This is a genomic window from Mesorhizobium mediterraneum, from assembly GCF_002284565.1.
Lineage (GTDB): Bacteria > Pseudomonadota > Alphaproteobacteria > Rhizobiales > Rhizobiaceae > Mesorhizobium > Mesorhizobium mediterraneum.
This window is the reverse complement of record NZ_NPKI01000015.1, coordinates 780,253-797,125: the sequence shown is the minus strand read 5'-3', so window position 1 is coordinate 797,125 and position 16,873 is coordinate 780,253. Positions and strand designations below refer to the sequence as shown.

The 16,873-nt window shown below is 62.6% G+C and carries 18 protein-coding genes; 12 read left to right on the top strand and 6 right to left on the bottom strand.

Going from position 1 to position 16,873, the window contains the following annotated elements; all coding sequences use genetic code 11:
• Positions 1-7 precede the first annotated feature (7 nt).
• The gene (locus CIT25_RS13370) at positions 8-1,021 is read right to left on the bottom strand and encodes a substrate-binding domain-containing protein (RefSeq protein ID WP_095484951.1); all 1,014 of its coding nucleotides are present in this window, start codon (positions 1,019-1,021) and stop codon (positions 8-10) included.
• A gap of 207 nt (positions 1,022-1,228) precedes the next feature.
• On the opposite strand from CIT25_RS13370, the gene CIT25_RS13365 reads away from it, so the two are divergent.
• The 6 genes from CIT25_RS13365 (at position 1,229) to CIT25_RS13340 (ending at position 8,991) form a co-directional block, all read left to right on the top strand.
• A complete protein-coding gene (locus CIT25_RS13365) occupies positions 1,229-3,640 on the top strand; it encodes a glucan 1,4-alpha-glucosidase (RefSeq protein WP_095484950.1) in 2,412 nt (803 codons plus the stop codon).
• Between the two features lie 99 nt (positions 3,641-3,739).
• Positions 3,740-4,756: a phosphogluconate dehydrogenase (NAD(+)-dependent, decarboxylating) gene (gnd, locus tag CIT25_RS13360; RefSeq protein ID WP_095484949.1), complete on the top strand. Its 1,017-nt coding sequence runs from the start codon at positions 3,740-3,742 to the stop codon at positions 4,754-4,756.
• Between the two features lie 16 nt (positions 4,757-4,772).
• Positions 4,773-6,149 (top strand): glucose-6-phosphate dehydrogenase, encoded by a 1,377-nt coding sequence (gene zwf, locus CIT25_RS13355; RefSeq protein ID WP_095484948.1) that lies wholly within the window; start codon positions 4,773-4,775, stop codon positions 6,147-6,149.
• A gap of 17 nt (positions 6,150-6,166) precedes the next feature.
• Positions 6,167-6,871, top strand: a complete 705-nt coding sequence (locus CIT25_RS13350) for an ROK family protein (protein ID WP_095484947.1) — start codon at positions 6,167-6,169, stop codon at positions 6,869-6,871.
• 148 nt (positions 6,872-7,019) lie between these two features.
• Positions 7,020-7,481, top strand: a complete 462-nt coding sequence (locus CIT25_RS13345) for a Ros/MucR family transcriptional regulator (protein ID WP_095485124.1) — start codon at positions 7,020-7,022, stop codon at positions 7,479-7,481.
• Positions 7,482-7,752: 271 nt separating this feature from the next.
• Entirely contained in the window at positions 7,753-8,991 is a 1,239-nt protein-coding gene (locus CIT25_RS13340) for an MFS transporter (RefSeq protein WP_095484946.1), read from the top strand.
• Between the two features lie 150 nt (positions 8,992-9,141).
• Here the strand turns inward: CIT25_RS13340 and CIT25_RS13335 are convergent, their stop codons facing one another.
• Positions 9,142-9,600 carry a nuclear transport factor 2 family protein gene (locus CIT25_RS13335; protein WP_095484945.1) on the bottom strand — a complete coding sequence of 153 codons (459 nt, stop codon included), beginning with the start codon at positions 9,598-9,600 and terminating at the stop codon, positions 9,142-9,144.
• Positions 9,601-9,807: 207 nt separating this feature from the next.
• Between CIT25_RS13335 and CIT25_RS13330 the strand changes: the two genes are divergently transcribed.
• Together CIT25_RS13330 and fabF are read left to right on the top strand one after the other, a co-directional pair.
• Complete coding sequence (locus tag CIT25_RS13330) at positions 9,808-10,386, top strand: TetR/AcrR family transcriptional regulator (protein WP_095485123.1); 579 nt, start codon at positions 9,808-9,810, stop codon at positions 10,384-10,386.
• 47 nt (positions 10,387-10,433) lie between these two features.
• Positions 10,434-11,738, top strand: coding sequence for a beta-ketoacyl-ACP synthase II (gene fabF, locus CIT25_RS13325; RefSeq protein ID WP_095484944.1), 1,305 nt, complete (start codon positions 10,434-10,436; stop codon positions 11,736-11,738).
• A gap of 41 nt (positions 11,739-11,779) precedes the next feature.
• Here fabF and CIT25_RS13320 read toward each other — a convergent pair whose 3' ends face one another.
• The gene (locus CIT25_RS13320) at positions 11,780-12,211 is read right to left on the bottom strand and encodes a winged helix-turn-helix transcriptional regulator (RefSeq protein ID WP_206072938.1); all 432 of its coding nucleotides are present in this window, start codon (positions 12,209-12,211) and stop codon (positions 11,780-11,782) included.
• An 88-nt stretch (positions 12,212-12,299) separates the two neighbouring features.
• On the opposite strand from CIT25_RS13320, the gene CIT25_RS13315 reads away from it, so the two are divergent.
• Both CIT25_RS13315 and CIT25_RS13310 read left to right on the top strand, forming a co-directional pair.
• Positions 12,300-12,758, top strand: coding sequence for a hypothetical protein (locus CIT25_RS13315; RefSeq protein WP_245329834.1), 459 nt, complete (start codon positions 12,300-12,302; stop codon positions 12,756-12,758).
• Positions 12,759-12,846: 88 nt separating this feature from the next.
• A complete protein-coding gene (locus CIT25_RS13310; protein ID WP_095484943.1) occupies positions 12,847-13,662 on the top strand; it encodes an oxidoreductase in 816 nt (271 codons plus the stop codon).
• 117 nt (positions 13,663-13,779) lie between these two features.
• Here CIT25_RS13310 and CIT25_RS13305 read toward each other — a convergent pair whose 3' ends face one another.
• A complete protein-coding gene (locus CIT25_RS13305) occupies positions 13,780-14,394 on the bottom strand; it encodes an NAD(P)H-dependent oxidoreductase (RefSeq protein ID WP_095484942.1) in 615 nt (204 codons plus the stop codon).
• A gap of 78 nt (positions 14,395-14,472) precedes the next feature.
• On the opposite strand from CIT25_RS13305, the gene CIT25_RS13300 reads away from it, so the two are divergent.
• On the top strand, positions 14,473-15,126 hold the full coding sequence (locus CIT25_RS13300; RefSeq protein ID WP_095484941.1) for a TetR/AcrR family transcriptional regulator: 654 nt from the start codon (positions 14,473-14,475) through the stop codon (positions 15,124-15,126).
• 135 nt (positions 15,127-15,261) lie between these two features.
• The gene (locus tag CIT25_RS13295) at positions 15,262-15,699 is read left to right on the top strand and encodes a VOC family protein (protein WP_095484940.1); all 438 of its coding nucleotides are present in this window, start codon (positions 15,262-15,264) and stop codon (positions 15,697-15,699) included.
• Between the two features lie 71 nt (positions 15,700-15,770).
• On the opposite strand, the gene CIT25_RS13290 is transcribed toward CIT25_RS13295, so the two are convergent.
• Together CIT25_RS13290 and CIT25_RS13285 are read right to left on the bottom strand one after the other, a co-directional pair.
• The gene (locus CIT25_RS13290; RefSeq protein ID WP_245329843.1) at positions 15,771-16,400 is read right to left on the bottom strand and encodes a glutamine amidotransferase; all 630 of its coding nucleotides are present in this window, start codon (positions 16,398-16,400) and stop codon (positions 15,771-15,773) included.
• A complete protein-coding gene (locus tag CIT25_RS13285; RefSeq protein WP_245329833.1) occupies positions 16,285-16,836 on the bottom strand; it encodes a tellurite resistance TerB family protein in 552 nt (183 codons plus the stop codon). The genes CIT25_RS13290 and CIT25_RS13285 overlap by 116 nt, the downstream gene beginning before the upstream one ends.
• Between the last annotated feature and the right edge of the window lie 37 nt (positions 16,837-16,873).

Genomic DNA, 16,873 nt, shown 5'->3' with positions numbered 1-16,873 from the left:
GCCATGCTCACTTGATGTTGGCTTTGATCGCCGCGATGGCGTCTTCCTGTGTGTATTCGTGGCTGGCGACACCACCCTTGGGGATTTTCGGCAGCGCGGCCTCGAAATCATCTTGGGTGAACGCGAGGTATGGCACCAAAAGATCATGCGGGATGTCGGTGCGGCCGTCGAGCACCTGCTGCGCTACCCAGAAGGCCAGCGACGATACGCCCGGCGCGATGGAGGCCGACCAGGTCTGGTAGCCGTCCTTGTCCTTTTGTTCCTTCCACCATTGCAGCTCGTCCTGACGATTGCCCATGATGATGGTCGGGCGCGGCTTGCCGGCGGCGGCGAAGGCTTGTGCCGCGCCATAGCCGTCGCCGCCCTGATCGACGACGCCGACGATTTCCGGCAGCGACGGCAGGATCGTCGCGACCGCCTTCTGTGCTGTGGTCTGATCCCAGTCGCCGGTCACCGAACCGACGATCTTGAACTCGGGATGAGCGGCGACGCCTTCCAGAATTCCGGCATGGATGGCGTCATCGATCGACGTGCCGGCAAGGCCGCGGATTTCCAGCAGATTGCCGCCCTTGGGCTGGAACTTGGCCATCTGCTCGACTTCCTGCTTGCCCATGTCCTTGAAGTCGACGACCACGCGGTAGGCGCAAGGCTCGGTGACAATGCCGTCGAAGGAGACGACGACAATGCCGGCATCGCAGGCCTGCTTGACGGCGCCGTTGAGCGCATCCGGCGAGGCGGCGTTGATGACGATCGCGTCATAGCCTTGCAGGATCAGGTTCTGGACTTGGGCCGCCTGGGTCGGCACCTCCTTGTCGGCCGTCGTGAAGATGTCCGCGGCTGCCACCACCCCGTCCGCGACCGCCTTCTTGGTCACGATGGCATAGCTGTCGAGCATCGCCTGGCGCCACGAATTGCCGGCATAATTGTTGGAGAAGGCGATCTTCTTGTCGCTGGTATCGGCCAGTGCGGTGCCTGACGCGAGCATCGCCGCGAATGCCCCCAAAATGAGCATTTTCTTCATGTCATACTCCTCCCTGAGTTGCTGATCTTTTGTTGACTGCTGATGGTTGTTAAATTCGCGTCCCTGTTTTTTATCTATTGTCAGACAAATGCAGATGGCTCGCAAGCTGTCAACTGCAATCCGCGCAGAGTTGGCGATCAACTTGCGGTGCATGATTGAAAAGCCTTTGGTTCATGGGCTAGGGAAGGGTCTGGAGGCCCAAATCGAATGGCAGTGACGCCGACTGATGCGCCGGGCGCACCCGGAATTGCGGCGCGCTGGACCTCGAGCGCCAAGAGCGGTGTCGGCACCGCGCTTTCACTGGCTAGCCGCGTCTGGTTCACGATCAGCCACGGCATCCTCAACGAGATCTACTATCCCCACCTGGACAGCGCCTGCACGCGCGACATGGGGTTGGTCGTCACGGGACCGGGCGGCTATTTCTCGGAAGAGAAGCGCGATGCCGAACACAGCATCGAGCCGTTCGAGGACGGCGTGCCCGCCTACAGGTTGGTCAACACCGCGGCTGATGGCACCTACCGGATCGAAAAGCGGATCATTACGGATCCGGAACGTCCCGTTTTGCTGCAGGAAATCAGCTTCACGCTGCTGAGAGGCACGGTTGCCGATCACCGCGTCTACGCGCTGCTGGCGCCGCATCTGGTCAACGCCGGCATGGGCAATACCGCCTGGGTCGACGACTACGAGGGAAAGCCTGTCCTGTTTGCATCGGGGCGTGGTGTTTACTTGGCGCTCGCCTCGTCGCTGCCTTGGGGAGCCTGCTCGGCCGGCTATGTCGGCGCCTCCGACGGGTGGCAGCAACTCCATTGTGACGGCCGGTTCGATCCGGCTTATCAAAGGGCAGAGAACGGCAATGTAGCGCTGACAGGGGAGATTGGCTTTTCGGCCGAGAACCCAAAAGTCTTGCTGGCGCTGGGTTTTGGGGCAACACCGCAAGAGGCGGCGGGGGTTGCTTCCGCCAGCTTGAAGCAAGGCTTCGATGCCGCTGCCGAGGTCTATGTCGAAAAATGGTGCAAATGGCAGAAAGGGTTGCTTCCGCTCGACCGGCATGCAGTATCCGGGATCAACACCTATCGCGTCAGCACGGCTGTTTTGGCAGCGCACCGGTCGTCCGCGAAATCCGGCGCAGCCGTCGCCAGCCTGTCGATCCCATGGGGCTTCAGCATGGGCGACGACGATCTCGGCGGCTATCACCTGGTCTGGCCGCGCGACCTGGTCGAAACCGCGGGCGGCTTCCTGGCCGCCGGCGATCCGGCGCAAGCGCTTGAGATTCTCGCCTATCTCCGTTCCATCCAGCAGCCTGACGGCCATTGGCCGCAGAATGCCTGGCTCGACGGGTCAGCCTATTGGCCCGGCATTCAGATGGACGAATGCGCCTTTCCGCTGCTGCTCGCCGACGCGCTGCGCCGGGCCGGGCACCTGCCGCACGCCAAGCTGCTCGCCTTCATGCCGATGATCGAGCGCGCCGCTTCCTATGTCGTGCGCAATGGTCCGGTCACCGGCGAGGACCGCTGGGAGGAGGACGCCGGCTACAGCCCGTTCACGCTTGCCGTCGAGATCGCAGCGCTGCTTGCGGCGGCCGACATGTTCGGTGTTTGCGGCAAAGCAGAGCCGGCAAATTATCTGCGTGAAACCGCCGATGTCTGGAACGACCAGATCGAGCGCTGGACCTATGTCACTGGCACTCCACTGTGCGAAGAGGTTGGCGTCGCAGGCTACTACGTCCGTATTGCGCCGCCCGACACCGCCGGCGCGGCGTCGCCGAAACACGGTTATGTCCCGATCAAGAACCGACCGCCCGCCGATACGGACCGGCCGGCCGAGGCGATCGTCAGCCCGGATGCGCTGGCGCTCGTCCGCTTCGGCCTCAGGGCCGCCGACGATCCGCGCGTCGTCGACACGGTCAAGGTCATCGATGCGCGGCTGCGCTGCGACCTGCCGCAGGGGCCTGTCTGGTATCGCTATAGCGGCGACGGCTATGGCGAACACGCCGACGGCGCGCCCTTCGACGGGACCGGGCAGGGTCGCGCTTGGCCGCTGCTCACCGGCGAGCGCGCGCATTACGAGCTGGCGGCGGGGCGCAAGGACAGAGCGGCGAGCCTGCTGAAGACGTTCGAGGCCTCGGCCGGGTCTGGCGGCCTGCTGCCCGAGCAGGTCTGGGACGGTCCCGACATGCCGGAAAGGGAATTGTGGCGCGGCCGACCATCGGGCAGCGCCATGCCGCTGGTCTGGGCGCATTCGGAGCACATCAAGCTGCTGCGTTCGCTGAGCGACGGCGCCGTCTTCGACATGCCGCCGCAAGGCGTGAAGCGCTACATGGAGGACAGGACCGTGTCGCCGCGCCGGACATGGCGCTTCAACCACAAGGTCCGCATCCTGCCCGCCGGCAAGATGCTGCGCGTCGAGCTGCTGGCCCGAGCGGTGGTGCATTGGAGCAGCGACAATTGGGCGACCGCCCATGACGCCGAGACGACCGAGAATGCCTTCGGCATCCATCTCACGGATCTGCCGGTTGCCGATGTTTCGCCGGGCAATACGATCGTCTTTACTTTTTTCTGGTCCGATGCCGGCCGTTGGGAGAATGTCGACTTTTCTATCGGTATCGACAAGCTGGATTAGAGCATGATCCCGAAAAGTGGAACCCGGTTTTCGGAAAAGATCATGCTCCAACAATAGAGCCAATAGGTTTTCTATCCCTCAAGAATCAGGACGAGAAACATGCAGATCGGAATGATGGGACTGGGCAGGATGGGCGCCAATATGGTGCGGCGCCTGCTGCGCGATGGTCACGAATGCGTGGTCTACGACATCAACCCGGCCAGCGTCGCAGCCCTTGTGACGGCAGGCGCGATCGGAGCGGCGTCGATGGAGGAGTTCGTCGGCAAGCTGACCAAGCCGCGCAGCGCCTGGCTGATGCTGCCGGCGGCGATCACCGGCCGAATCGTCGATCAGGTGGCCGCATTGATGGAGCCGGGCGACATCATCATCGATGGCGGCAATTCCTATTATCACGAGGCTGTCGACCATGCAGCGCGTCTGGCCTTGAAAGGCCTGAGCTATGTCGATGTCGGCACCAGCGGCGGCGTCTGGGGCCTCGAGCGCGGCTATTGCCTAATGATCGGCGGCCCCGACAGCGCGGTCCAGCATCTCGACCCGGTCTTCGCGACCCTGGCGCCGGGCACCGATGCCGGGGCACTTGCTCCGGGAAAGGATGCCGGAACGGCCCCGTTCGGTTATCTCCACTGCGGACCAAGCGGCGCCGGCCACTTCGTCAAGATGGTCCACAACGGCATCGAATACGGCGTCATGGCCGCCTATGCCGAGGGCATGAACATTTTGAAGTCGGCCAATGCGGGCAAGCGGCAGCGGACGGCCGATGCTGAAACCAGTCCATTGGAAAATCCCCAATATTACCAGTTCGACATCGATATCGCTGAGGTGGCCGAGGTCTGGCGGCATGGCAGCGTCATCGGCTCCTGGCTGCTCGATCTGACGGCGGGCGTGTTGAAGGCCGATTCGGGGCTGACGCAGTTCGGCGGCCGGGTTTCGGATTCTGGCGAAGGCCGCTGGACGCTGAAGGCAGCCATCGACACCGGCGTGCCGGCGCCGGTTCTGTCCTCAGCCCTGTTCGACCGCTTCTCCTCGCAAGGCGAATCCGAGTTCGCCGACAAGCTGCTATCCGCCATGCGTTACGCTTTCGGCGGCCATGTCGAAAAGCCGAAGGCCGGCTCGTGACGGGGGAGACACGCTCATGAGCCTGGAACGGTCCGATACGCTGGTGCTTTTCGGGGCAACCGGCGATCTCGCCCACAAGAAGATCTTCCCCGCACTTTACGCCATGGTCGCCAAGGGAACGCTCACCGAGCCGGTGATCGGCGTCGCTTTCGACGCCTGGGACCTGCAGCAGTTGCAGGCGCGAGCCCGCGACGGCATCGTCAAGGCGACCGGCAAGGTCGACGAAAAAATCTTCGCGAAACTCGCCTCGCTGCTTCGCTATGTCAGCGGCGACTACCGTGGCGCTGCGACATTCGAGAAGCTGAAAAGCGTGCTGGGGACCGCGCAGCATCCCCTGCACTATCTGGCGGTTCCGCCGACCATGTTCGAGACGGTCATCCAGGGGCTGGAGCAGTCGGGTGCGGCCCAGGGTGCGCGCCTGATGGTGGAAAAGCCCTTCGGCCACGATCTGCAATCGGCGCGCTGGCTGAACCGGGTGCTGCATCTGGTATTCGATGAGCAGTCGATCTTCCGCATCGACCATTATCTCGGCAAGGAGGCGATCCAGAACCTGCTCTATTTCCGCTTCGCCAATTCCTTTCTCGAGCCGATCTGGAACCGCAATTTCGTCGAAAGCGTGCAGATCACCATGGCCGAGGATTTCGGCGTCGAAGGCCGCGGCCGCTTCTACGACGAGGTCGGCTGCATCCGCGACGTCATCGAGAACCATTTGCTCAACATCCTGTTGCTGCTCGCCATGGAACCGCCCGTTGGCCGCTCGGCTGACGATCTGATCGACGAGAAGGTGCAGGTTCTGCGGGCAATCCGGACACTGACCAAAGACGATGTCGTGCGCGGCCAATTCAAAGGCTATCTCCAGGAGCCCGGGGTGGCGCCGAATTCGCCGGTCGAGACCTTCGCGGCGGTGCGTTTCTTCGTCGACACATGGCGCTGGCAGGACGTGCCCTTCTTCATCCGCGCCGGCAAATCGATGCCGGTGCACGCCACCGAGGTAATCGTGCGGCTGAAGCGGCCGCCGCTCGACGTCTTCGACCCGATCAAGCCCGACGACGCCAACCACGTGCGCTTCCGCATCGATCCGCAAGTAGCGATCTCGATCGGCGCCCAGCGCAAGGCCGCCGGTGACGACATGATCGGCGAGCAGGTCGAGCTGACCGCGCTCGACGACAGCAAGGACGACATGCCGCCCTATGAGCGCCTGATCGGCGATGCCATGAACGGCAACGGCCAGTTGTTCACCCGCCAAGACGCCAGCGAGCTTGCCTGGCGGATCGTCGGCCCGGTGCTTGGCGACACCACGCCGCCCCCGCTTTATGAGCCGGGGACATGGGGGCCTGCCGATGCGATGGCCGGGTTTGGACCGCCGAACGGCTGGATCAATCCGGCGAAATGAATTGGAGAGGCGACGCAATGGCCAAGGTGGCGAAAAAGCCGGCACAGGACAGCGAAAAGATCGTGCTTGCGATCGATATTGGCGGCTCCCATGTCAAGATCCTTACCAGCGCCGGCGGCGAGGAGCGCAAGGCCGATTCCGGACCCGGGCTGACGCCGCAGCAGATGATCGCGGCCGTGCAGGCACTCGCCGATGGCTTGCCCTACGACGTCGTCTCGATGGGTTATCCCGGCCCGGTGCATCACAACCGGCCGCTGACCGACCCGGCCAATCTCGGAAAGGGCTGGGTCGGATGCGACTTCGCAGCGCAGTTCGGCAAGCCGGTGAAGGTGATCAACGACGCGTTGATGCAGGCTGTCGGCAGCTACGAGGGTGGGCGCATGCTGTTCCTGGGTCTGGGAACGGGCCTGGGTGCTGCGATGATCGTAGACAACGTCGCCCAGCCGATGGAGCTCGCGCATCTTCCTTACAAGAAGGGCCGCAGTTTCGAGGACTATGTCGGCGAACGCGGCCTGGAGAAGCGCGGCAGGAAGAAATGGCGCAAGCACGTCTTCGACGTCATCGAGCGGCTTCGCGCCGCCATGCAGCCTGACTATGTGGTCATCGGCGGCGGCAATGTCGACGAACTCGACGAGTTGCCTGCCGGTTGCAGGCGCGGCGACAACACACGCGCCTTCGAAGGTGGGTTTCGACTGTGGCGCGACAAATCCCTGATTATCTGATATTATGGCGGTTTAGGGTCAGACCTGTTGAACCGACCCTGCCGTTAGTATTGTTATTCAAAATAATGTGCGACGTGGCTCGGCGTCATTGCGTTACGCAGATTTGCCGACTAGGAACTCTATGACCCCCACGGACGGAGAAAATAGATTGACCGACGACAGCAACAAGGCCCGCAAGGACATCGACCTTCTCGAGCTGACCGCTCACATCGTGTCCGCCTACGTCGAGAAGAACCGCTTGCCCGCTTCCGGCCTCGGCGATCTCATCGCGAGCGTCAGCGCGTCGATAGGTGGACTCGGACAACCCGCCGTTCCGGTGGCAGCGCCGCTGATCCCCGCGGTCAACCCAAAGAAATCGGTAACGCCGGACTACATCGTCTGCCTTGAGGACGGCAAGAAGTTCAAATCCCTGAAGCGCCATATCGGTGTTCATTTCGGGCTGACACCGGACGCCTACCGCGCCAAATGGGGCTTGCCGGCCGACTATCCGATGGTTGCCCCCAACTATGCGGCCTCGCGCTCGCAACTGGCGAAGGCAATCGGCCTCGGCCGTAAGGCCGCCCCGCCGGCGCCCGTCAAGAAGACCAGGAAGCCCAAGGCCACGGTCTGACACGCCGTTCGAAGCCCGGCGGACATCTCCCTGATCGCTTCAGGTTTGCGCTGCCCTCATCGCCCTGCCGGGCACTTCTCCCCGTATAGTGACGGGGAGAAGGACGCCTTCGAAAAGAATTTCGCCAATCTCACCTGGAAACCCTTGATCCAGAGCCGATTTTTGCGCGCGCCCCGCACCGAACTGCGCTAAAAAGCGCTGTGGTCGGACCAGCGCCCATTGTGGAAGAGCCCCGCCGGCCGATACACAGTCTCGCCGGGGCCATTCACAAATGACAGCCGAACAAACATCACCCGACCAGCGCTATGCCGCCTTCCGCCACAAACCCTTCCTGAGCTATTGGGCGGCGCGCTTCCTCTCCACATTCGCCACCCAGATCGTATCCGTCGCCGTCGGCTGGCAGGTGTATGACCTGACCCGTGATCCGTTCGATCTCGGGCTTGTCGGCATTGTCCAGTTCCTGCCTTCGCTGCTGCTGGTGCTGGTCACCGGGGTGGTCGCCGACCGTTTCGGACGCCGTCTGATTATGGCGCTGACGGTCCTGCTGGAGGCGATCTGCGCGCTGGCTCTGCTGCTGCTGACGCTGCGCGGCCTTAGCGGACCGGGCTTGATCTTCGGCGTGCTCGCCATGTTCGGCATCGCGCGCGCCTTCTTCGGACCGGCCGCAGCGTCGCTGTTCGCCAATCTCGTGCCACCAGAGGATTTTGGCAACGCAATCGCCTGGAATTCGTCAGCCTGGCAGACGGCAACCATCATTGGACCCGTCGCCGGCGGCCTGCTCTACGGGCTTTCGGCCGAAGCAGCATACGGCACCGCTGCCGTTCTGATGTTTGTCGCCGCGGTGCTGATCTTCACCATCCCGAAGCCAGCCCAGCGCAGCGAGACCGACAAGCCGACGATGCAGACCCTGTTTGCCGGCTTCGGCTATATCTGGAGCGAGAAGATCGTGCTCGGCGCCATTTCGCTCGATCTGTTCGCCGTGCTTTTGTCCGGCGCCACAGCACTGCTGCCGGTCTACGCGCGCGACATCCTCGAACTCGGCCCGTGGGGCCTCGGACTGTTGCGCTCGGCACCGGGCATCGGCGCCATCTGCGTTGCCATCTGGCTGGCCGGACATCCGATCCGCAACCACGCCGGCCTAGTGATGCTCGGCTTCGTCGCGCTGTTCGGCACCTTTACCGTGGTGTTCGGCCTCTCCACTATCACCTGGCTGTCGATCGCAGCACTCGCCTTGCTCGGCGCCACCGACATGTTCAGCGTCTATATCAGAGAGACGCTGATCCAGCTGTGGACCCCGGACCAGGTGCGCGGTCGCGTCAACGCCGTCAACCAGGTCTTCGTTGGCGCCTCCAACGAGCTCGGCGAATTCCGCGCAGGCACCATGGCGGCGTTGATCGGCACCGTGCCCGCGGTGGTGATTGGCGGCGTCGGCGCAGTCATTGTCGCCGGGTTGTGGGCGGTGCTGTTCCCGCAGCTGCGCAAGGTGCGCCACCTCAACGGGCGAAACTGATCCAGAGCGCACTGATCCGGGCGCAGCAGACGGCAGAGGTGATCGAATTCGGGCGGATGGGTCGTCTGCGGGCGATGCCCAGCGAGGACCGCGCCAACGACGAAGGCGACCCCGCGGCGTCACCGTCGAGGTGCCCGTCCAAGCGAGCTGCTAGCTCACAATTTGTTCGGCGGCAGCTTCTTCGAGGCCAGCTGCCGCTTGGGCGGCAAGACCGCGGGCCGCTGCTTGTGAATCGTAAAATTCCTCGAGTGCATAGACCCTGCCCCACCGCAGGGTGAACACGTGGAGACCACGGTTGACGTACGACGCGTCGCCGTTGAGCAGCGTTGCGGTGCCGTCCCATTGGGCAAATACGGTGGTATGCCACGGCCAGCCCTTCACCCAGATATGGTTGACCGTGAGATGGAGATTGGGCAGGACGCGGCCGAGGCGCTCAAACCAGCGGCGCACGGCTTCTTTGTCGTGGCGCTCACCGCCAAGCGCGTGGGCGCCGGAAACGCGGTGACGGACACGCGGCACGAGTGCTTTCACCGCCTCATTCCAGCGATGGTTGTTGACGTGGTCGAAGCTCTGTCGGATCGATTTCTCGACAAAATAACTGTATAGCATTTGACCTCTCCTCCAAACTTATTCGATGGCGTGATCGAGGGCACCGTGTGGCGCTCCCGTCCGGTGATTTTGACGACGTTCGCCGCCACGCCCGCCAGCAAGATGGCGGGTCTCTTTTTCATGCCCATCGCCTCATCTCGAAATAGATTGCGTTCGTCCTCTATAAGGGTTATAGATTACGAATGCAATCTAAAAAAGGAGATGATGATGCGCGTGAGTCGCATGCAGGCCGCGGAAAACCGTGAAACCGTGATCAATGTGGCAAGCCGCCTTTTTCGGGAGCGCGGCTTTGACGGCATCGGCCTTAAAGATCTTATGAAGGGAGCCGGTCTGACCCAGGGCGCCTTTTACAAGCAGTTCGCATCAAAGGAGGACCTGGCGGCGCAGGCGTCCAGGCGGGCGATGGAGAGCGCCACTCACCGATGGTCGGCCGCGACTGCGGCAAAGCCTGAGGATCCGCTCGGCGCGGTGATCGCATTCTACCTCAGCATGGGCCATCGCGGAGAAAAGATGGACGGCTGCCCGGTCGTGGCGCTCGGCTCGGATGCCGCCAGACAGGGTGCCGAGGTCAAGGCGTCATTCGAGGCCGGGATCAGGGAATACCTTGAGATGCTCGGCAGTTGGATTAGCGAGGCCGACGGCGAGGAGGCTGGCGGCAAGACCATGGCCATTCTCTCGACAATGGTCGGCGCGGTGCTGCTCTCGCGCGTCGTCAACGACCCCGATCTCGCGCAGGCTTTTCTGGATGCGGCGACCGATCAGGTTCGCGAAGCAGTCGCCGCTTGAACGGCGTAGGCAACGCTGGCGGCGCACCCAAATTGATAGGAGAGTAGATGCGACGAATTGTCGTTACAGGCATGGGAGCGGTCACGCCCCTTGCTGCCAATGTCGAAGCGTCCTGGTCACGCCTCCTGGCCGGTCGCTCGGGCATTCGTAGACTTTCGGACGATGTCGTGGGAGACCTGCCGGCGAAGATCGGCGGCGTGGTTCCCTCCTTGGAAGAAGATCCGGACGCTGGTTTCGATCCCGATGCCATCCTGGCTGCGAAAGATCGGCGCAAGGTGGATCGGTTCATTCTCTTTGCGCTGGCGGCGGCAGAAGAGGCGCTTGCGCAGGCGAAATGGAAGCCTGCCTTGGAAGCGGCTCGCCTGCGCACGGCAACGATCATTGCTTCAGGGGTCGGCGGGTTCCCAGCCATAACCGAGGCGGTGCGCACGGTCGACGGGCGCGGCGTCAGCCGTCTCTCGCCTTTTACGGTGCCGTCCTTCCTGGTTAACCTTGCGGCAGGCCACATCTCGATCCGCTATGGTCTCAAGGGGCCACTCGGCGCACCGGTGACGGCGTGCGCGGCCGGCATTCAGGCGATCGGCGACGCGGCCCGTCTTATCCGCGCCAATGAAGCCGATATCGCCGTGTGCGGCGGCACGGAAGCATGCATGAACATCGTCAGTCTCGGTGGGTTTGCTGCCGCACGCTCTCTTTCCACCGGCTTCAATGAGACGCCGGCTCAAGCCTCGCGCCCCTTCGACACGTCGCGGGACGGCTTCGTCATGGGTGAAGGGGCCGGCATCCTGATTATCGAGGAACTGAGCCACGCGCTTGCGCGCGGCGCGAAACCACTCGCCGAGCTCGTCGGCTACGGCACGACGGCGGATGCTCATCACGTCACCTCCGGTCCCGAGGACGGCGAGGGCGCGCGCCGAGCCATCGAGATCGCGATTGCCCAAGCCGGCATTTCGGCGCGTGAGGTGCATCATCTCAATGCGCACGCGACCTCCACGCCAGTCGGTGATCTCGGGGAAATCGCGGCGATCAAAAGAATCTTCGGCGCAGATTCCAGCATAGCTGTCAGCGCAACCAAATCGGCGACCGGACACCTGCTCGGAGCCGCCGGCGGGCTTGGAGCCATCTTCGCAATCCTGGCGCTGAGGGATCAAGTGGCGCCACCAACCCTTAATTTGAGCGCTCCGGATCCAGCGGGCGACGGGATCGACTTCGTCGCAAACCAAGCCCGGCCGATGGGAATGGACTACGCGATCTCCAACGGCTTCGGCTTCGGAGGCGTCAATGCCAGCGCGCTATTCCGGCGCTGGACGGACCAGCTGGCCGGCGCAAGCATCGCAGAGTCCGGTGATTGACTTCCGACCGCCTGGCAGCCCGGCGCTTGCGATCGCGGATGCTATTCGGGTGTTGCAACGCGAATCGGGCGGGTGCCGATCTTTGCCCCTGTGACGGCATCCACGGCCACCGGCTCGATTTCTTCTCCTGTCTCTGCGTCGACGTATCGCGCCAACCTGCCTTCGCCGCGGTACTGGCGTCCCCACGCACCCAGTAAGATGAGCACCGGCAAGAAATCGCGTCCGGCCGCCGTCAGCACATACTCATCGCGCGGAGGCCGCTCCGAGTAGCGCCGCTTTTCCAGAAGTCCCTCTTCCGTCAGCGTCGCCAGCCGCCGGGTCAGAATGGTGGGAGCGATGCCCAGACTTTTCCGGAACTCGTCAAAGCGCGTGAGGCCCAGGCTCGCGTCGCGAAGGATCAACATGCTCCACGCATCGCCGACGCAGGTGAGGCCGCGGGCGATCGGGCAAAAGGCATCGGAAAGATTTTTCATGTTAATATCATTTTGATAGTGACTTAATATCGAAATGATAGTAACATCTTTTTGAAATGCAATCCAGCACAAAGAAGGAGTGACCCTCATGAACAAGACCAACCCGGAATTTAACCGTCAGAGCGCGCAACCGATGCATCATGTCGCCGCCGGCCAGCCGAGATCGGCGCCATCCAAACGGAGCCTCGCGATGATCAACCTTATTGGTGGCGTGGCGGCATTCTTCCTGGCCGCGTCCCCGTTGCATGCCGGTGAGCTGTCGGCCATGGCCGGGGAGAGTATCGATCTCGGCGGTTTTCGCGGCGTCGTACACTACACCGACGAAAATGACGGCTATCGGGTGATCGCAACGATAGCGGAAGGAGAGACCGGGATTCCCTTGCGCTTCTCGGCCACTCTCGCCGAAGGGCAGTCGGCTACGATATCCGTGCCGCGGAAATTGGGCGAGCCTGAGCAAAACCTCGAGATTTCGCGCTCCGGCGACAAGCTTACCGTCACCGAGGTGGGACCAGTGTCCAACCAGCAAACTGGGGCCATTGCCGAGTAATGGCCTCATCGGAGCGGGGGCGTGCGCCTATCTCCATTTGCGCACGCCTGCAGCCGGCAAATCCAGCACAAAGAAAGAAGTGATTTCCATGAACAAGACCAATCTAGGCGTCGCCCTGGTGACGGGCGCATCCACCGGCATCGGGCACGCAACGGCCAAAGCCCTGCAGAACGCGGGCTTTCGCGTGTTCGGAACCAGCCGTCGTGCGGTCGCCGAACGATCCGACGGCGTTACCATGCTGACCTGCGACGTCACCGATGACGCGTCCGTTGCGAAACTGGTCGATGACGTGTTGGCTGAAGCCGGGCGTATCGACCTGCTCGTCAACAATGCCGGCGTCGGCCTGCTCGGAGGCGCAGAGGAGTCCTCGACCGTCCAGGCTCAGGCGCTGTTCGACGTGAACGTCTTCGGCGTTCTCCGCGTGACCAACGCAGTCCTGCCGACAATGCGCCGTCAAGGGACGGGCAGAATCGTCAATTTGAGTTCTGTGCTGGGTTTGATCCCAGCACCCTATTCCGCGCTCTATGCGTCGACCAAACATGCCATCGAGGGCTATTCCGAATCGCTCGACCACGAACTGCGCCCTCTCGGAATTCGAGTCGTGTTGGTCGAGCCTGCCTATACCCGTACGTCATTTGAAGAAAATCTCGCCAGGCCGGACCAGTTGCTTGAAATCTATGACGCTGCGCGCGCTGGCATGGATGTGATCCTGCGCAAAGCGATGGAAACAGGTGATGCTCCCGAAATTGTAGCCGGGACGGTCTTGAAAGCAGCGACCGATTCCGTTCCGAGGAGGCGCTATGCGGCGGGAAAAATGGCACGCCAGGTCAGTTTCCTGCGCCGTTTCGTCCCCGCATCCGCATTCGACAAAAGCCTGCGAAAGCAGAACGGCCTGCCGGTCTGACGTCAACGACATCCTGCTTCGGTCGAACCGGCAGGAATTGTAGGCGCTTCAGGCGGCACTGATCCAGGCACGGGGGCCGCGAACACCGTGCCCATGTGCTGCCGGTGCGCTACGCGGTCATGCTGCCTCCGCGCCTCGCGCGGACGCCTTGAAGAGGTTGCCGCCGATGGCGCGCGCGGCGCTGAAATGAGAGGCCGGATCCTGCGTCTCCGAGCCGAGCAGGAGCTCGGACGTCACGACGGACGCACCACAATAATCGAAGATGCCATGGTCGATCTGCGTCTTCATGGCTCCGAAATAGCCGTGCCGCGCATAGGTTCGCAAATTGGCGCCGCCGATGGCAACCAAATGAACCCGGAGGTGGCGAAGCCTCTTCACCAGTTTGGCGTCCGGGCCTTCATCGTAAGCCCAACCGTTCGCGAATACCCGATCGATCCATCCCTTGAGAAGCCCCGGCATCGACCACCAGTAGACGGGATAGACCAGCACAAGAGCATCGGCGCGATCGATCCTCGCTTGCTCGGCGGCAACATCGGCTGAGGGCGGTGCTCCCTTGCGATGAACGGCGAGATCAGTCGCGGTGAACCTTGGATCGAAAGCTTCCGCCGCAAGGTCCGCAATTTCGAAGGAATTGCCGGGATCGGATAGGGACACACCCTCGGCGACATGCCTGGCGACGCTATGGCTGAGCGAGCTGGGATCGGGATGCGCGATAACGATCAGCGCGTGCATATCAAAACTCCTGCTGATTGGTTGCGGCCGAAGGGCCAGGCTTATATACTCTTAGTAAGTTACTAATGGTACATAAGCATGTCAAGCGCCGGATCAAGGGAGCAGACTTCCCATTCGCGACCGCGTCGCCGCCTGTCGCGGGAGGAACGGCATCGCCAACTTCTGGACGTCGCATGGCGGCTGATCGGGGAAGAAGGAACGGAAGCCTTGACGCTCGGGCGGCTGGCCGAGCAGTCGGCTGTTACAAAACCCGTCGTTTACGACCATTTCGGCACGCGGTCCGGGCTGCTGGCGGCGCTCTACCGGGAATTCGACGCGCGCCAGAATTCGCTCATGGACGCAGCGCTTCAGGCGAGCGAACCGACCTTGACGGGCAGAGCCGCGGTCATCGCGTCTTCCTATGTCGACTGCGTGCTTCTCCAAGGCCGCGAGATACCCGGTGTCATCGCGGCGCTGGCCGGTTCGCCTGAGCTTGAAAGGATCAAGCGCGACTGCGAGACGGCGTTCATCGAGAGGTGCCGGATTGCGCTTGCCCCATTCGCCGGAACTGGTGCTGTCGCTTCAGCGGGCCTCTGGGCGATGCTCGGCGCAGCCGAGGCCCTGTCCTATGCTGCCGCGACCGAAGAAATCACGGCCGCGCAGGCGCGGGACGAACTCTTCGAAACAATCGTCGCAATGGTCGCCAGAAGCGCGCCCCGGCATACGTTAGGCCGCAGTCTCATAACCTTTTAATCCAGTAGCGAAGAGCAAAATCCCTCAGATCAACCAGCGACGCATCACAAGGCTCCCTTCCAGAGCCCTGAATGCTCACCTGGCAAGCAGTTTTATGAGTTTACGGCCTAGGACGACACCTTGTAGATTGGACACATGGCGCTCAAACGGATGGACAACGTAGGAATCGTCGTCGATGACCTCGAAGGGACGATCGATTTCTTTCGCGAGCTCGGTCTTGAGCTCGAAGGGCGGGGCACGATCGAAGGAGAATGGGCCGGACGGGTCACTGGACTGGGCGATCAGCGCGTCGAGATTGCCATGATGCGCACGCCGGACGGCCACGGCCGGCTCGAGCTATCCCGCTTCCTCACGCCGCCTGCCGTCGCGGATCACCGCAACGCCCCGGTTAACGCTCTAGGCTACCTCCGCGTCATGTTCGCCGTGGACGACATCGACGAGACGCTTGAAAGGCTCCGCAATCGCGGCGCGCAGCTCGTAGGCGAAGTAGTCCAGTACAAGGACGCGTATCGGCTCTGCTACATCCGCGGGCCTGAAGGGCTTCTCATCGGGCTCGCCCAAGAACTCAGCTGAGCGCAAGACGACGACAATGACGAAGGGCGACCAGCGAGCGCGTCTCACAAAGGGTCAGCTGTTAGACTAGATTAGGACAGCGCGGGCTTGCCGAAGATCGTCTGCAGGAATTCGCCGAGCCAGCGCTTCAGATGCATGTCCCAGATCAGCCGGCCGCCGAGGTGGTCGCGGCCGGGCTGCGCGCCGGGCAACTCGAAGCGGTGCGCGCCGCGAACGACCCAGCGCTGCATCATCGCCCGGGTCAATTCGCCATGGAACTGGATGCCCCAGGCATTGTCGCCATAACGAAAGGCCTGGTTGGGATAGGTTTCGGCCGTCGCCAGCAGCGTCGCGTCTCGCGGCAGCGAAAAGCCCTCGCGGTGAAACTGGTAGACCATGTCAGGCCAGTGCATCAGCTTCCGGCCATCCTCCGTCGCCTTCAGCGGATACCAGCCGATCTCGACCAGCCCCTCGCCATGACCCTCGACCTTGCCGCCAAGATGATTGACCAGCATCTGCGCGCCGAGGCAGATGCCGAGCAACGGCCGGTTCTCCCTGAGCGGAACTTTCAGCCAGTCGGTCTCGCGGCGGACGAAGTCATCCTCGTCATTGGCGCTCATCGGTCCGCCGAACACCACGGTTCCGGCATGACCGTCCAGTGTTTCCGGCAAGGCGTCGCCGAGCGGCGGGCAGCGGAGATCGAGGTCGAAGCCTTCTTCGATAAGCATGTGGCCGACGCGCCCGGGGCTCGAACTCTCCTGATGCAGCACGCTCGGCGACCCGCCAGACGATATTGTCCTCAAGTTCATGCAATTCGCCATCGGCATAGACGATTTCCCACATCAGGCCGATGAAGGCTTTTCGCGCGTCCGGATCGAGCTGGCCCTTCAACACGCTGGTGAAGGCGTAGAGGTCGATCGCCTCATTGTCGGCCCGCTCGCCGGCGGCGGCCAGCGCGTCGAGCTCGTCGCCGCTGATCGAATAGCTTTCCGCCAGCACCGCCTTGAAGCGCTCCCATTCGGCATCCTGACGCACGCCGTCGGCACTCATCACATGGTAGAGAAGGGCGGATGCGGCAACGCGCGGATCATCGGCGTTGTTGCGGGCGCTGCCACCTGCTGGCAGGTCCTTCAGAAACGACAGAACACGTTCGAACATGTGATTCTTACTTCCCATCGGCCAAAACTATCAAGCT

Coding starts and splice junctions, on each gene's coding strand:
- CIT25_RS13370 (WP_095484951.1), bottom strand. CDS start 1,021: ATGAAGAAAATGCTCATTTTGGGGGCATTCGCGGCGATGCTCGCGTCA.
- CIT25_RS13365 (WP_095484950.1), top strand. CDS start 1,229: ATGGCAGTGACGCCGACTGATGCGCCGGGCGCACCCGGAATTGCGGCG.
- gnd (WP_095484949.1), top strand. CDS start 3,740: ATGCAGATCGGAATGATGGGACTGGGCAGGATGGGCGCCAATATGGTG.
- zwf (WP_095484948.1), top strand. CDS start 4,773: ATGAGCCTGGAACGGTCCGATACGCTGGTGCTTTTCGGGGCAACCGGC.
- CIT25_RS13350 (WP_095484947.1), top strand. CDS start 6,167: ATGGCCAAGGTGGCGAAAAAGCCGGCACAGGACAGCGAAAAGATCGTG.
- CIT25_RS13340 (WP_095484946.1), top strand. CDS start 7,753: ATGACAGCCGAACAAACATCACCCGACCAGCGCTATGCCGCCTTCCGC.
- CIT25_RS13335 (WP_095484945.1), bottom strand. CDS start 9,600: ATGCTATACAGTTATTTTGTCGAGAAATCGATCCGACAGAGCTTCGAC.
- CIT25_RS13330 (WP_095485123.1), top strand. CDS start 9,808: ATGCGCGTGAGTCGCATGCAGGCCGCGGAAAACCGTGAAACCGTGATC.
- fabF (WP_095484944.1), top strand. CDS start 10,434: ATGCGACGAATTGTCGTTACAGGCATGGGAGCGGTCACGCCCCTTGCT.
- CIT25_RS13320 (WP_206072938.1), bottom strand. CDS start 12,211: ATGAAAAATCTTTCCGATGCCTTTTGCCCGATCGCCCGCGGCCTCACC.
- CIT25_RS13315 (WP_245329834.1), top strand. CDS start 12,300: ATGAACAAGACCAACCCGGAATTTAACCGTCAGAGCGCGCAACCGATG.
- CIT25_RS13310 (WP_095484943.1), top strand. CDS start 12,847: ATGAACAAGACCAATCTAGGCGTCGCCCTGGTGACGGGCGCATCCACC.
- CIT25_RS13305 (WP_095484942.1), bottom strand. CDS start 14,394: ATGCACGCGCTGATCGTTATCGCGCATCCCGATCCCAGCTCGCTCAGC.
- CIT25_RS13300 (WP_095484941.1), top strand. CDS start 14,473: ATGTCAAGCGCCGGATCAAGGGAGCAGACTTCCCATTCGCGACCGCGT.
- CIT25_RS13295 (WP_095484940.1), top strand. CDS start 15,262: ATGGCGCTCAAACGGATGGACAACGTAGGAATCGTCGTCGATGACCTC.
- CIT25_RS13285 (WP_245329833.1), bottom strand. CDS start 16,836: ATGTTCGAACGTGTTCTGTCGTTTCTGAAGGACCTGCCAGCAGGTGGC.